Genomic DNA, 13,506 nt, shown 5'->3' with positions numbered 1-13,506 from the left:
CCGCCGGGTGTGGCGGGGCAGGGGACGCGGCCAGGGAAGGAGGCTCCGGGATGCGCCGTGGTCATCAGGGAGTCGGCTCTCGGGGGGCCGGCCGTTCCGGTGCCGGCCGCGCCCGGCTGGCGGCGGCGGGACTGCTGGCACTGGCCCTGCCGGCGCTGGCGGCCTGCGGCTTCAAGCCGGTGTACGGCGCCCGCTCGGCCTCGGCCGTCGGCTCGGGCGCGCCGGCCTCGGTGCAGCTCAACCAGGTCTTCATCGACCCGCTGCCCGACCGCAGCGGGCAGGTGCTGCGCAACAAGCTGATCGACCGGTTCTACCATGAGGGCCGGCCGTCCGATCCCGCCTACCGGCTGGCGATCCAGCTCGCCGCGCAGGAAGAGGATCTGGGCATCCGCCAGGACGCCACCGCCACCCGCGCCCGGCTGCGGCTGGTCGCCAGCTACGAGCTGATCGACAACCGCACCGGCCAGCCGGTCTACCGCACCTTCTCGCGCGCCATCGTCAGCTACAACCTGCTGGAGGCGCAGTACGCGACGCTGGTGGCGCAGCAGGACGCCTATGACCGCGGCCTGACCCAGCTTGCGGACGAGATCCAGACACGGCTGGCCCTGTTCTTCGCGCGGGAGCCGGAGCCGGCGCCGGCCGCCGCGTCCCCGGGCTGATCCGCGCCGGCGGCCCCTGCGATGAAGATCCAGCCGAAGAACGTCGAGGGCTTCCTGAAGCGGCCGGCGCCGCAGGTCCGGGCCGCGCTGTTCTACGGGCCGGATTCCGGGCTGGTGCGGGAGCGCGCGGCCCAGCTCTGCCGCACGGTGGTGGAGGACCTGTCCGACCCCTTCCGGGTGACGGAGCTGAAGTCCGACCAGATCGCGGCCGACCCCGCCCGCCTGCATGACGAGATGGCGGCCATCGCGCTGACCGGCGGCCGCCGGCTGGTCCGCATCCGCGATGCCGAGGACGCGCTGGCCGCCGCCCTGGGCCGGCTGCTGAAGGACCTGCCGGCGGGCGACAGCCTGCTGGTGGTCGAGGCGGGCGACCTGGGCAAGGCGTCGAAGCTGCGCGCCCTGGCGGAGGAGGCGGACAGCGCCGCCGCCATCGCCTGCTATGTCGAGGGGGAGGAGGAACTGGCCGGCACCATCGCCCGCATCCTGGGCGAACACGGGCTGGCCATCGACCCCGACGCCCGCGCCTGGCTGGCCGGCAACCTGGTCGGCGACCGGGTGATGGCGCGCAACGAGATCGACAAGCTGGCGCTCTACATGGGCTCCGCCCCCAAGGGGGCGAAGGTGACGCTGGAGGACGTGCGCGCCGTCGTGGGCGACAGCGCCGCGCTGGAGCTGGAGGAACCGGCCCTGGCCGCGGCCGACGGCGACATGGCGGCGGTGGACCGCAGCCTGCGCCGGCTGTTCGCGGAGGGCACGGCCAGCGTCGCCCTGCTGCGCACCGCGCAGCGGCACTTCCAGCGCCTGCACATCGCCGTGGCCCATGTCGCCCGCGGCCAGACCCCGCAGCAGGCGGTGAAGTCCCTGCGCCCGCCCGTCTTCTTCAAGATGGAGGCGCAGCTCACCGCCCAGGCGCGGCGCTGGACCCTGCCGCTGCTGCAACAGGCCCTGACCCGCCTGCTGGAGGCGGAGGCCGACTGCAAGCGGACCAACATGCCCGACGAGACGATCTGCGCCCGCGCCTTCTTCCAGCTCGCCCAGCTCGCCCGCCGTGGCGGCTGACCCCGACACTCTCCCGCCGCGCGAAGCCAAGCCGCCGGAGGCGGCGCCGGCGCCTGAGGACAGGGGAGAAACCAGGGCCGCGACCGCGGCCCCGCGCCGGTCAGGCGCGTGAAGCCAAGCCGCCGGAGGCGGCGCCGGCGCCTGAGGGCAGGGGAGAAACCAGGGCCGCGACCGCGGCCCCGCGCCGGTCAGGCGGGCGAAGCCAAGCCGCCGGAGGCGGCGCCGGCGCCTGAGGAACACGAACTAAGACAACAGATTCATCGTCGGGTCCGGCGGGGGCGGCGGCTCGGCCGCGGCGGCGACGCCCTTCGCCACCTCCGCCGCCGCGGCGCGCAGCTCGACCGTATGCCCGTCCGCGCCCAGATGCACCCGGCAGGCGGCATCCCCCAGGGCCACGATCAGGCTGACCAGACGCGGGTTCAGCCAGACCTCGCGCCCCTCGCTGTCCTTGTAGCTCACGAACTCCATGCGGCCTCCCGCTGCTCTCCCCTGGATAACGGCGCCCCCGGGCAGACGATCCACGAAGGGGCGGCCGGCCTTGACCTGGGACACGCCCGCGCGTAGAACCCGCTCCCCCGCGCCGGATACCCCTTTCCGCCGGGCGCCTGGTCCCGTCGCCGTCCACCAGGCCCCGCCGCCGCACGCCATTCCCGTTGCGGTCCGCCGGCGCGCGTGCCTTGCTGGTGAAGCGACAGCGCGACCCGAGGATGACACCCATGCGAACGGATTGCGCCGCCGGCTGCTGCGGCCTGGATTTCGGCACCTCCAACTCCACCCTGGGCACGTTGGTGGGCAACCGGATCGAGCTGGTGCCGCTGGAGGGCGGCGAGCCGACCCTGCCCAGCGCGCTGTTCTTCGATTTCGAGGCGCACCGGCCCCGCTTCGGCCGCGCCGCCGTCGCGGCCTATGTCGCGGGGGTGGAGGGACGGCTGATGCGCTCGCTGAAGTCCGTGCTGGGCACCGGGCTGATCGACGAGGACACCCAGCTCCTGAGCCGCCGCATCGGCTTCCGCGAGGTGATCGGGCTGCTGGTCGGGCACGTCAAGGCCACGGCCGAGGCCGCCGCCGGCCGCCCGCTGGACAGCGTGGTCCACGGCCGCCCGGTGCATTTCGTGGACGGCGACCCGGCGGCGGATGCGCGGGCCGAGACGGCGCTGGCCGACATCGCCCGTGCCGCCGGCTTCCGCCATGTCTCCTTCCAGTACGAGCCGATCGCCGCCGCCCTGTCCTATGAGAGCACGGTGGGGCGGGAGCAGGTGGCCCTGATCGCGGACATCGGCGGCGGCACCTCCGACGTCTCCATCGTCCGCATCGGGCCGGACCGGGCCGGCCGCCCCGACCGGGCCGACGACATCCTGGCCAACGGTGGCGTCCGGCTGGGCGGCACCGACTTCGACCGGCTGCTGAGCCTGGAGGCGCTGATGCCGGCGCTGGGCTACCGCGCACCGCTGCGGACCAAGGGCCTGCTGACGCCGAACCACTGGTACGTGGACCTCGCCACCTGGTCCAAGATCAACTTCCTCTACGTGCCCTCCGTGCTGGCGGCGGTGCGCCGGCTGGAGCCGGAGGCGGTGACGCCGGCGCTGCTGCGCCGGCTGGCGACGGTGCTGGAGCACCATCTGGGCCATGCCCTGGCGATCAAGGCGGAAGGGGCGAAGATCGAGCTGTCCGGCGGCCGGTCGGTGGAGATCGACCTGGACGCGGTGGAGCCCGGCCTGACCGTTCCGGCCTCGCGCGGGCAGCTCGTCACCGCCATCGCGGAGCCGGTGGCCCGGCTGGGGGCGCTGGTGCGCGACTGCCTTTCCCAGGCCGGGCTGCGGCCGGAGCAGGTGAACGCCGTCTTCCTGACCGGCGGTTCCACCCTGCTGCCGGCCGTGCGCGGGGCCATCCTGGCCGAGCTGCCGGCGGCCGAGCCGGTGGAGGGCGACAAGTTCGGCGCCGTCGGGCACGGGCTGGCGCTGGAGGCGGCGCGGCGCTACGGCGGGCTGCCGGCGGAAGCGGCCGGTCAGGTCGCATGACCCCGTTCGGCGCCCGCATCCGCCGCCTGCGCGAGGCGCGCGGCATCCAGCTCAAGCAGATGGCCGCGGATCTGGAGATCTCCTCGGCCTATCTCTCGGCGCTGGAGCACGGCCACAAGGGCCTGCCCTCGCCCATGCTGGTGCGCCAGATCTGCACCTATTTCGGCATCATCTGGGATGAGGCGGAAGCGCTGGAGCGGCTGGCCGCCCTCTCCGATCCGCGGGTGGTGGTGGACACGGCCGGCCTGACCCCCGACCACACCCTGGCCGCCAACCTGCTGGCCCGCCGCATCGCGCACCTGAGCCCGGCCGAGCTGGAGCGGCTGCTCGCCCTGCTGGGCGGCGTGCCGCCCGAGGCCCGCCCCGACGCCCCCCTGCCGGAGCCGGACGGGCAGGCGTAGGACCCCCCGCGCCAGCCGGCTCCCCCGGGCGACGTGCGGTCGCCCTCTGTCGTGCCGGCTTCCCCGATGGCGCCCGTGACGTTAGAGTTGCGCGAGCTGTGTGCCCGTCGATCAGCGGTCTCCCGTTGTGTCGGCGTTCCGCCGCCATCCGGGCGATCGCGTCCGCTATGGCTTTCGTAAAGGAACGAACCCCCTCGTCTTCGAGCAACGGATTTCCATATCATGGCCTCTACGACCGACAGCGCCGGAATCGCCGACATGCCCTCCCGCCTCGAACAGCTCTGCATCCAGAAGGGCCTGAAGATGACGGAGCAGCGCCGTGTCATCAGCCGGGTCCTCTCCGATTCGACCGACCATCCCGACGTGGAGCAGGTCTACCGCCGCGCCATCGAGATCGATCCGCACATCTCGATCGCCACCGTCTACCGCACGATGCGCCTGTTCGAAGAGGCGAACGTGATCGAGCGGCTGGATTTCGGCGACGGCCGCGCCCGCTACGAGGAGAACCGGGACGAACACCACCACCACCTGATCGACGTGCAGTCGGGCGAGGTGGTGGAGTTCACGAACGAGGAGATGGAGCGGCTGAAGGAACGCATCGCCGACGAGCTGGGTTATGAGCTGATCGGCCACCGGCTGGAGCTGTACGGTGTCCGCAAGGACCGGGCGAAGTCGATGAAGACCTCCTTCAAGCCGCAGCTCCCCCGGACCGAGTGAGGCGTCTTCCGTGTGCTGTGAGAACAACCCGGGCGACGGTTCCTGCTGCCGCTCCGCCGTGGTCCGTGCCTTCCGCGAGATGCGGGCCAGCGGCCAGCCCGACCGCTACTGCCTGGAGGCGGCGGTGACGGTCTACCGCTGGCACCATCCGGAGACGCCGGAGCCGCAGGCGACCACCATCGTCAGCACCTGGGTGGAGCCGCCGCCCCGCTGGCACTGAGGTCCGTCGGCACGGAAGCCCGCCGGTACTGAAGGGGGCCTCCCCGCCGCCGGGCCGGCGGCTCAGGGGCCGTCAGGGGCTTCCGTCTCCGGGCCGGCCAGCACCACCCGGTTCCGCCCGGTCCGCTTCGCTTCGTAGAGCGCGCGGTCGGCCAGGGAGGGCAGGTCCTCCGGATGCACCGTCAGGTCCGCCTCCGCCACGCCGAAGCTGGCGGTGACGGAGATGCTGCGGCCGTCCGCGATCAGCACCTGCTGGGCCGCGATGTCGGCGCGCAGCCGCTCCAGCACCCGCGCGCCTTCCGCCAGGGTGGCGTCCTTCAGCAGGATCAGGATTTCCTCCCCGCCCAGGCGGAACGCCTCGTCGAAGTTGCGGATGCCGCGGTTCACGGCGCCCGCCGTGGCGACCAGTACGCGGTCGCCGGCATCGTGCCCATAGGTATCGTTCACCGACTTGAAGCGGTCCAGGTCGCACAGGGCGATGCAGAAGGGCCGGCCGGTGCGGCGGAAGCGGTTCATCTCCCGCTCCAGTTCCTCGTAGAGGCCGGTGCGGTTGCGCAGGCCCGTCAGCGGGTCGATGCTGCTGCCGGCGGCGCCGAAGGCGCGCTCGATCCGGCGGCACTGCGCCATGAATTCCTCGAACTTGTCGGCCACGGCGGCATAGGAGTCCAGCGTCGGCGGATCGCCCTCGGCCGCACGCATCAGCAGCAGCCGGGCCAGCCGGTGGAGCTGTTCGTGCAGCCCGACCAGCCGGTCGATGGCCGGCTGGTGGCTCAGTTCGGCCTCCTTGGCCTCGCGCACCCACTGCACGAAGGCGGTTGGCATCGCCAGCGCCTCGGCCGGCAGGCGCGCCTCGCGCCAGAAGAAGGCGGCCCGGTGCCAGCGTCCGATCCAGCGCAGATGCTCGTCCACCACCGTCCCCAGGGTGGGGGCGGAAAGCTGGCGCTCCGCCACCGCCGCGGACGGAGCGTGGGGGGAAGGGGGGATGGCAGACGGAGCGATGGCAGGGGGCATCGGAAGGGGTTCCCGCCGGGACGGCGATACCCCTTCAGATGTAGCGCACTTCGCTCACATCTTCACCCTTCGGTTCCGGCCGTCACCGTCGCAGCCGGCGCAACCCAGCGCCGCCGCGCCTCCTCCAGCGTGCCGGTGCGGATCGCCTCGCGCACCTCCCGCATCAGCCGGTTCATCACGGCGATGTTGTGCAGGCTGACCAGTTGCAGCGCCAGCATCTCCCCCGCCTTCAGCAGGTGGTGGATGTAGCCGCGGCTGAACCGGCGGCAGGCATGGCAGTCGCAGGCCGGGTCGATGGGGTTGGCATCCTCGCGGAAGCGGGCGTTGCGCAGGTTCAGCCGCTCGCCCGGCACGCCCGGCATCAGGGCCCAGCCATGGCGGGCGATGCGGGTCGGGCTGACGCAGTCGAAGGTGTCGATGCCCAGGGCCACCCCGGCGAAGATGTCCACGATGCCGCCGATGCCCAGCAGATGCACCGGCCGGTCGGGATGGACGTGGGGCATCGCCATGGCCACCACCTCCACCATCTGGTCCTTGTGGGCGCCCAGCGAGCCGCCGACGGCGGTGGCGAAGAAGGGCCGGTCGGCCGTGTATTCCGCGCTCTCCCGGCGCAGGTCGGGATACACCCCGCCCTGCACGATGCCGTACATGGCCTGCGGCAGGCCGTTGGCCGACAGCCCGCCGCCGCGGACGAACTCGGCCAGGCTGCGGTCGCCCCAGCGGTGCGACATCCGCATGGAGCGGGCGGTGTAGTCGCGGTCCACATGGTAGGGCGTGCATTCGTCGAGCTGCACCACGAGGTCGGCGCCCAGCTTGCGCTGGATGTCCACCGACCGCTCGGGCGTCAGGAACAGCTTCTCCCCGTTCGTGTAGCTGCGGAACTCCGCCCCTTCCTCGTTGATCCGCAGCAGGGTCTTCTCGCGCACCTGGCTGCGGCGGCCCTTGATCTCGTCGGCCACGCTGCCGTGGCCCATGGCGAAGATCTGATAGCCGCCGCTGTCCGTCAGCATCGGCCCGTCCCAGCCCATGAAGCGGTGCAGACCGCCCAGCCGGGCCACCGTCTCCGCCCCCGGCTGGATCATCAGGTGGTAGGTGTTGGACAGGATGATGTCCGTCCGCTCCTCGCGGAGCTGGGCGGGGGTGACGCCCTTCACGCTGGCCTTGGTGCCGCAGAAGATGAAATTGGGCGTCTCGATCGTGCCGTGCGGGGTGGTCAGCCGCCCGACCCGGGCGCGGCTGGCGGGATCGCGGTGCAGGATGTCGAAGCCGAAGCCGGGATAGGGGATCGTCTGGGGCATGGCCGGGGCAGGGGGCATCATCGGGTGGGCAGAGGGGAAGGCGCGGGCGGGGGAAAGCCGGCCGCGGCGAGGGGCATCCGGGCGGAAACGGGCTGAACGCGGGGCGGCCGGGCCGCTACAGGCCCAGCGCGGACTCCTTCTCGGCCACGCGGGCGGCGTACTCGGCCATCAGGGCCCGGTGCTCCTCCATGTGCGCCGCGCGCCGGGGGGAGATGCCGCGCTGGCTCTCGCTCTTGAGCTGGCCGCAGGCCGCCATGATGTCCTTGCCGCGCGGGGCGCGGATCGGGCTGGCGTAGCCGGCGTCGTTCACGAAGTCGGAGAAGCGCACGATCTGATCCCAGTCGCTGCACTCGAACGGCGCGCCGGGCCAGGGGTTGAACGGGATCAGGTTGATCTTGCTGGGGATGCCGCGGATCAGCCGGACCAGGGCGCGGGCATCGGCCAGACTGTCGTTGACGCCCTTCAGCATGACGTATTCCCAGGTCACGCGGCGGGCGTTGTTCAGGCCGGGATAGGTGCGCACCGCGTCCATCAGCTCGGCGATCGGGTACTTCTTGTTGATCGGCACGATGCGGTTGCGCAGCTCGTCGGTGACGGCGTGCAGGCTGACGGCCAGATTGACGCCCAGCTCCGCCCCGCAGCGCCGCATCATCGGCACCACGCCGGAGGTGGACAGCGTGATGCGCCGCTTGGAGATGGCGATGCCCTCGCCGTCCATGACGATCTTCAGGGCGCGGGCCACGTTCTCGTAATTGAACAGCGGCTCGCCCATGCCCATCATCACGATGTTGGACAGCATGCGGCCCTCGGCCGGGCTCGGCCACTCGCCCAGATGGTCGCGCGCCAGCATCACCTGCCCGACGATCTCCGCCGAGGTCAGGTTGCGCACCAGCCGCTGCGTGCCGGTGTGGCAGAAGCGGCAGGTCATGGTGCAGCCGACCTGGGAGGAGACGCAGAGCGTGCCGCGGTCCTCCTCCGGGATGTGGACGGTCTCGATCTCCTGCCCGTCGGCGGGCATGCGGCACAGCCATTTGCGGGTGCCGTCGTCGGACTGGAGGTCCTTCACGGCCAGCGGCCGCTCGACGACATAGTGCTCGGCCAGCCGCTCGCGCGCCGGCTTGGCGAGGTTGGTCATGGCCGCGAAGTCGGTGACGCCGCGGTTGTAGATCCACTGCCAGACCTGGCGCGCGCGGAACTTCTCGAAGCCCGCGCGCGCGAACTCCGCCTCTAGCTCCTCGCGGGACAGCCCGACCAGATTGACCCGGCCGTCGCTGCGCGGCGGCTCGAAATAGCTGCTGTGTGAATCGACGCTCATGGTCTGCCTAGATGGGGCAGAACCGGCCGTTAGTCAAAGCCCGAAACCCGCGCCCGCGCGCGGGGGAGCCGTGCGCGGGCGGGAGGCGCTGGAAGGGAGGGCTGGCCGGCCACCTCAGCGGAAGGCGGCGCCGGGGGGCACGCCCAGCTTGCGGAAGATGATGGCCGCCGGGCAGAAGCCGGTGAAGGCGGCCTGGAACATGTTGGCGCCCACGAAGGCGGTCAGGTAGAGCCAGGCCGGCGCCACCAGCACCGACAGGGCCAGACTGATCAGGACCATGGTCCCGGCAAGGGCCAGCACGGCACGATCGACGGTCATCGCATCCTCTCCCACGGCACGGGCCGGGGCGGCGGCCCCGGCGTCATCCTGCTTGACCTCTACCGCATACCTTCATATCTTCGCAAGTATCAATTCACGACCAAGCCGGGGGCCCGCGGTCCCCGGCGGAGCGACACAGATGGCTGTACGAGTCCGGACCCTTCTGACTGCCGCGCCCGTCCTGGCGCTGATCCTGGCCGTGGGCGCGACCGCTGCCCTTTCCGGCTGTTCCGATCCCGCCGCCGATTCCGCGCCCGGCTCCGCCTCCCCTGCCGGCGCCACCCCCGGGACGGCGCCGGCCGCCGCCGGGCGGACGCATGAGGTGACCCTGCGCCCCCTGCCCGACCGCAAGGCCGTGTTCGCCACGGTGGAGAGCGCCAACGTGGTGCCCGCCCGCGTCCGGATCGGCGGCACGCTGGCCGACCTGCGCGTCGCCTACGGCGACAAGGTGGAGCTGGGCCAGCCCGTCGCCACCGTCGGCGACGACAAGCTGGTGCTCCAGATCAAGGCGCTGGACGCGCAGATCGCCGCCCTTCAGGCGCAGCGCGACCAGGCCCGCACGGACCTCTCCCGCGCCGAGGATCTGTTCCGCCGCGGCACCGTCCCGAAGGCGCGGCTGGACGACGCGCGCACCGCCGTCTCCGTCGCGGAGAACGGGCTGAAGGCCCGCACGGCCGAGCGCGCCGTCGTCGAGCGCCAGCTCGCCGAGGGCGTTGTCCTGGCGCCGGTGGCGGGCCGCGTGCTCCAGGTGCCGGTCACCGTCGGCACCGTCATGCAGCCCGGCGAGACGGTCGCGCAGATCGCCGAGGGCGGCTTCAAGCTCCGCCTGCGCGTGCCCGAGCGCCATGCGTCCAGCATCAGGACCGGCGACCCGGTGACGCTGGAGGCACCGACCGGCGCCGGCCGGGAGGAGGGCCGGGTCGTGCTGGTCTATCCGCAGATCGAGGACGGCCGCGTCGTGGCCGATGCCGAGGTGGCGGATCTGGGCGACTACTTCGTCGGCCAGCGCGTGCGCGTCTGGGTCGCGGCGGGCGACCGCCCGGCCATCATCGTGCCGGGGGCCTTTGTCGCCACCCGCCACGGCATCGACAGGGTGCGGCTGCGCCGGCCCGACGGGGGCACGGCCGAGGTGCCGGTGCAGCGCGGCGTCGCCCGGCCGCTGCCCGGCATGCCCGACGGACTTGAGATCCTCTCCGGCCTCGCCGCCGGCGACGTGCTGGTGCAGCCATGAAGGCGGACCTGTCCGGGACGCTGGCGCGCGCCACCATCCGCTCGCCGCTGACGCCCCTGTTCCTCCTCGCCGCCCTCATCATGGGGCTGATCGCCACGCTCACCATCCCGCGGGAGGAGGAGCCGCAGATCAGCGTGCCCATGGTGGACATCCTGGTCACCGCCGACGGGCTGAAGGCGCCCGACGCGGTGGAACTGGTGACCAAGCCGCTGGAGGCCATCGTCAAGGCCATCGACGGGGTCGAGCACGTCTACAGCCAGACGCGCGACGACCGCGCCATGGTCACCGCCCGCTTCGTCGTCGGCACCGATGCCGACGCCGCCATCCTGCGCGTGCATGAGAAGCTGCGCGCCAACTACGACCGCATCCCCCTCGGCATCCCCGAGCCCCTGGTCGTCGGCCGCGGCATCAACGACGTCGCCATCGTGGTGGCGACGCTGGCGCCGACGCCGGACGCCGCGGCGCACTGGACCGGGCGCGAGCTGTACCGGCTGGCCGAGACCCTGCGCAGCGAGATCGCCAAGATCGAGGATGTCGGCCTGACGACCCTCGTCGGCGGCTCGCCCGAGCAGATCCGGGTGGAGCCCGACCCCGAGCGGCTGGCGCTCCAGGGCGTCACCCTGGCCCAGCTTGCCGCCAAGCTGGAGGGGGCGAACCGCTCCTTCCTGGCCGGCGGCATCCGGCGCGAGGGCGGGGCGGCAGAGGTGGCGGCCGGCCAGACCCTGGCGGGCATTCCCGACATCGGCCTGCTGCTGCTGACCACCCGCGACGGCCGGCCGGTCTATGTCAAGGACGTGGCCGACGTGGTGTTCGACACCGTGCCCGTCGAGTCCCGCGCCTGGCACATCGTCCCGCCGGCGCCCGGTGGGAGCGGGGCCGGCGAGGGTACGGCCGCGGGCGCCGTCCCGGCGGTGCCGGCCGTCAGTCTGGCCGTGGCGAAGCGGCCGGGGGCGAACGCCGTCGTCGTCGCCGAGCACGTCCTGAAGCAGATCGAGGCGCAGCGCGGCACGCTGCTGCCCGACGACGTGCAGGTGCTGATCACCCGCAACTACGGGGAGACGGCGAACGAGAAGGCGAACGAACTGCTGTTCCATCTCGGCCTCGCCACCGTCTCCATCGTGCTGCTGGTGGGGGTGGCGGTGGGCCGGCGCGAGGCGCTGGTCACCCTGGTGGTGATCCCGACGACCATCCTGCTGACCCTCGCCGCGGCCAAGCTGATGGGCTACACGATCAACCGGGTCAGCCTGTTCGCCCTGATCTTCTCCATCGGCATCCTGGTCGATGACGCCATCGTGGTGGTGGAGAACATCGCCCGGCACTGGGCCATGCGCGACGGCCGCGGCCGGCTGGACGCCGCCGTGGACGCGGTGGCCGAGGTCGGCAACCCGACCATCGTCGCCACCCTGGCCGTGATCGCGGCGCTGCTGCCGATGCTGTTCGTGTCCGGCATGATGGGCCCCTACATGGCGCCGATCCCGGTCAACGCCTCGGCCGCCATGCTGTTCAGCTTCTTCGTCGCCGTCATGATCGCGCCCTGGCTGATGGGCCGGCTGGCGCCGAAGGAGCAGGGAGCGCCGGGGGCTCCCGCCGCGGGCGGCCACCATGACGGGGAGGGGCGGCTGGGCCGGCTCTACCGCGCCGTGGCCGGGCCGGTCCTGGCCAGCCGCCGCCGCTCGGGCCTGTTCCTGGGGGCCGTCGGGCTCGCCACCGTGCTCTCCACGGGGCTGGTGGCGACGAAGGCGGTGACGGTGAAGCTGCTGCCCTTCGACAACAAGTCGGAGTTCCAGGTGGTGGTGGACCTGCCCGAGGGCGCGAGCCTGGAACAGACCGAGCGGACCCTGTTCGCCGCGGCGGAGCGGCTGGCCCGGCTGCCGGAGGTCGTCTCCATCCAGGCCTATGCCGGCACGGCCGCCCCCTTCAACTTCAACGGGCTGGTCCGGCACTCCTATCTGCGCGCCGATCCGGAGATGGGCGACCTCCAGGTCAACCTGACCCCGAAGGGCGACCGCTCCCGCGACAGCCACGCCATCGCGCTGGCCGCGCGGGCGCTGCTGGCGGACCTGCCCGTGCCCGCGGGCACCGCCCTCAAGGTGGTGGAGGTGCCGCCCGGCCCGCCGGTGCTGGCGACCCTGCTGGCCGAGGTCTACGGCCCCGATGCGGAGACGCGGCGGGCGCTGGCGACGAAGCTGCGCGGGCTGTTCGAATCCGTCCCCTTCATCACCGACGTGGACGATTCCTTCGGCACGCCGCGGCCGCGGCTGCGCATCGCCATCGACCAGGACCAGCTTGAGTATTTCGGGGTGCAGGAGCAGGACGTCTACGACACGGTGCGCCTGCTGCTGCACGGCATCCCGGTGGGCTATTCCCACCGCGGCGACGGCCGCGCGCCGGTGGAGATCGCGGTGCAGCTCCCGAAATCGTCCCTCGCCTGGACGGAAGCGCTGGCCGCCACGCCGGTCGCCGCCGACACCCAGCCCGGCAGCCGCGCGGTCGTCGAGCTGGGCGACGTCGTGCGGATCGTGGAGGAGCCGGGCTCGCACCAGATCTTCCGCCGCAACGGCCGCCCGGCGGAAATGGTGACGGCCGAACTGGCCGGCGCCTTCGAGGCGCCGATCTACGGCATGCTGGCGGTGGACCGGCTGATCGAGGAGACGGACTGGGGCGGGCTGCCCCGGCCGGAGATCCTGCTGCACGGCCAGCCCGACAGCGACGCCGGGGCGGCCGTCCTCTGGGACGGGGAATGGGAGGTCACCTATGTCACCTTCCGCGACATGGGGGCGGCCTTCGCCGTCGCCATCCTGGGCATCTACGTGCTGGTGGTGGCACAGTTCGGGTCGTTCCGGCTGCCGCTGGTGGTGCTGACCCCGGTGCCGCTGACCCTGGTCGGCATCATGATCGGGCACTGGATCTTCGGCGCCCCGTTCAGCGCCACCTCGATGATCGGCTTCATCGCGCTGGCCGGCATCATCGTGCGCAACTCCATCCTGCTGGTGGACTTCATCCGCCACGGGGCGCAGGCCGGCGGCACGCTGCGCGAGGTGCTGTTGCAGGCGGGGGCGGTGCGCTTCAAGCCGATCCTGCTGACGGCGCTGGCCGCCATGATCGGGGCGGCGACGATCCTGTTCGACCCGATCTTCCAGGGCCTCGCCATCTCCCTGCTGTTCGGGCTGGCCTCCTCCACGCTCCTGACGGTGCTGGTGGTGCCGGCGATCTACATCGTCGTCCGCGGCCCCGACCGGCCCGCCACCCCGGCCTGAGCC

The 13,506-nt window shown here is 72.4% G+C and carries 13 protein-coding genes; 8 read left to right on the top strand and 5 right to left on the bottom strand.

Annotated elements, in window-relative coordinates:
* Positions 1-50: 50 nt before the first annotated feature.
* Positions 51-659 carry an LPS assembly lipoprotein LptE gene (lptE, locus tag ACFQPS_RS12760; RefSeq protein WP_377359513.1) on the top strand — a complete coding sequence of 203 codons (609 nt, stop codon included), beginning with the start codon at positions 51-53 and terminating at the stop codon, positions 657-659.
* Positions 660-680: 21 nt separating this feature from the next.
* Entirely contained in the window at positions 681-1,718 is a 1,038-nt protein-coding gene (gene holA / locus ACFQPS_RS12755) for a DNA polymerase III subunit delta (protein WP_377359511.1), read from the top strand.
* Positions 1,719-1,961: 243 nt separating this feature from the next.
* Here the strand turns inward: holA and ACFQPS_RS12750 are convergent, their stop codons facing one another.
* The gene (locus tag ACFQPS_RS12750; RefSeq protein ID WP_377359509.1) at positions 1,962-2,186 is read right to left on the bottom strand and encodes a hypothetical protein; all 225 of its coding nucleotides are present in this window, start codon (positions 2,184-2,186) and stop codon (positions 1,962-1,964) included.
* A gap of 248 nt (positions 2,187-2,434) precedes the next feature.
* Here ACFQPS_RS12750 and ACFQPS_RS12745 point away from each other — a divergent pair, with 248 nt between their 5' ends.
* From ACFQPS_RS12745 to ACFQPS_RS12730, 4 genes are all read left to right on the top strand, one after another.
* Entirely contained in the window at positions 2,435-3,736 is a 1,302-nt protein-coding gene (locus ACFQPS_RS12745) for an Hsp70 family protein (RefSeq protein ID WP_377359507.1), read from the top strand.
* Positions 3,733-4,137, top strand: a complete 405-nt coding sequence (locus ACFQPS_RS12740; RefSeq protein WP_377359505.1) for a helix-turn-helix domain-containing protein — start codon at positions 3,733-3,735, stop codon at positions 4,135-4,137. Before ACFQPS_RS12745 ends, ACFQPS_RS12740 begins: the two co-directional genes overlap by 4 nt.
* 258 nt (positions 4,138-4,395) lie before the next feature.
* Positions 4,396-4,854 (top strand): Fur family transcriptional regulator, encoded by a 459-nt coding sequence (locus tag ACFQPS_RS12735; RefSeq protein WP_041786449.1) that lies wholly within the window; start codon positions 4,396-4,398, stop codon positions 4,852-4,854.
* 10 nt (positions 4,855-4,864) lie between these two features.
* Entirely contained in the window at positions 4,865-5,074 is a 210-nt protein-coding gene (locus tag ACFQPS_RS12730) for a hypothetical protein (protein ID WP_377359503.1), read from the top strand.
* 62 nt (positions 5,075-5,136) lie between these two features.
* On the opposite strand, the gene ACFQPS_RS12725 is transcribed toward ACFQPS_RS12730, so the two are convergent.
* The 4 genes from ACFQPS_RS12725 to ACFQPS_RS12710 form a co-directional block, all read right to left on the bottom strand.
* Complete coding sequence (locus ACFQPS_RS12725) at positions 5,137-6,084, bottom strand: diguanylate cyclase (protein WP_377359501.1); 948 nt, start codon at positions 6,082-6,084, stop codon at positions 5,137-5,139.
* A 62-nt stretch (positions 6,085-6,146) separates the two neighbouring features.
* Positions 6,147-7,382: a tRNA guanosine(34) transglycosylase Tgt gene (gene tgt, locus ACFQPS_RS12720; protein ID WP_377359499.1), complete on the bottom strand. Its 1,236-nt coding sequence runs from the start codon at positions 7,380-7,382 to the stop codon at positions 6,147-6,149.
* A gap of 115 nt (positions 7,383-7,497) precedes the next feature.
* Complete coding sequence (rlmN, locus tag ACFQPS_RS12715; protein WP_377359497.1) at positions 7,498-8,697, bottom strand: dual-specificity RNA methyltransferase RlmN; 1,200 nt, start codon at positions 8,695-8,697, stop codon at positions 7,498-7,500.
* A gap of 114 nt (positions 8,698-8,811) precedes the next feature.
* A complete protein-coding gene (locus tag ACFQPS_RS12710; RefSeq protein ID WP_377359496.1) occupies positions 8,812-9,015 on the bottom strand; it encodes a YgaP family membrane protein in 204 nt (67 codons plus the stop codon).
* A gap of 139 nt (positions 9,016-9,154) precedes the next feature.
* Between ACFQPS_RS12710 and ACFQPS_RS12705 the strand changes: the two genes are divergently transcribed.
* Positions 9,155-10,246: an efflux RND transporter periplasmic adaptor subunit gene (locus tag ACFQPS_RS12705; RefSeq protein WP_377359494.1), complete on the top strand. Its 1,092-nt coding sequence runs from the start codon at positions 9,155-9,157 to the stop codon at positions 10,244-10,246.
* A complete protein-coding gene (locus ACFQPS_RS12700; protein WP_377359492.1) occupies positions 10,243-13,503 on the top strand; it encodes an efflux RND transporter permease subunit in 3,261 nt (1,086 codons plus the stop codon). Before ACFQPS_RS12705 ends, ACFQPS_RS12700 begins: the two co-directional genes overlap by 4 nt.
* The last annotated feature ends 3 nt before the right edge of the window (positions 13,504-13,506 follow it).

Source organism: Rhodocista pekingensis, from assembly GCF_042665545.1.
Classification (GTDB): Bacteria; Pseudomonadota; Alphaproteobacteria; order Azospirillales; family Azospirillaceae; genus Rhodocista; species Rhodocista pekingensis.
Note: the sequence above shows the minus strand (reverse complement) of the source record. Positions and strands in the feature narration are given on the sequence as shown.

Bases quoted from the DNA above. Each gene is read 5' to 3' on its own strand.
- lptE (WP_377359513.1), top strand. From the start codon at position 51: ATGCGCCGTGGTCATCAGGGAGTCGGCTCTCGGGGGGCCGGCCGTTCC.
- holA (WP_377359511.1), top strand. From the start codon at position 681: ATGAAGATCCAGCCGAAGAACGTCGAGGGCTTCCTGAAGCGGCCGGCG.
- ACFQPS_RS12750 (WP_377359509.1), bottom strand. From the start codon at position 2,186: ATGGAGTTCGTGAGCTACAAGGACAGCGAGGGGCGCGAGGTCTGGCTG.
- ACFQPS_RS12745 (WP_377359507.1), top strand. From the start codon at position 2,435: ATGCGAACGGATTGCGCCGCCGGCTGCTGCGGCCTGGATTTCGGCACC.
- ACFQPS_RS12740 (WP_377359505.1), top strand. From the start codon at position 3,733: ATGACCCCGTTCGGCGCCCGCATCCGCCGCCTGCGCGAGGCGCGCGGC.
- ACFQPS_RS12735 (WP_041786449.1), top strand. From the start codon at position 4,396: ATGCCCTCCCGCCTCGAACAGCTCTGCATCCAGAAGGGCCTGAAGATG.
- ACFQPS_RS12725 (WP_377359501.1), bottom strand. From the start codon at position 6,084: ATGCCCCCTGCCATCGCTCCGTCTGCCATCCCCCCTTCCCCCCACGCT.
- tgt (WP_377359499.1), bottom strand. From the start codon at position 7,382: ATGCCCCAGACGATCCCCTATCCCGGCTTCGGCTTCGACATCCTGCAC.
- rlmN (WP_377359497.1), bottom strand. From the start codon at position 8,697: ATGAGCGTCGATTCACACAGCAGCTATTTCGAGCCGCCGCGCAGCGAC.
- ACFQPS_RS12710 (WP_377359496.1), bottom strand. From the start codon at position 9,015: ATGACCGTCGATCGTGCCGTGCTGGCCCTTGCCGGGACCATGGTCCTG.
- ACFQPS_RS12705 (WP_377359494.1), top strand. From the start codon at position 9,155: ATGGCTGTACGAGTCCGGACCCTTCTGACTGCCGCGCCCGTCCTGGCG.
- ACFQPS_RS12700 (WP_377359492.1), top strand. From the start codon at position 10,243: ATGAAGGCGGACCTGTCCGGGACGCTGGCGCGCGCCACCATCCGCTCG.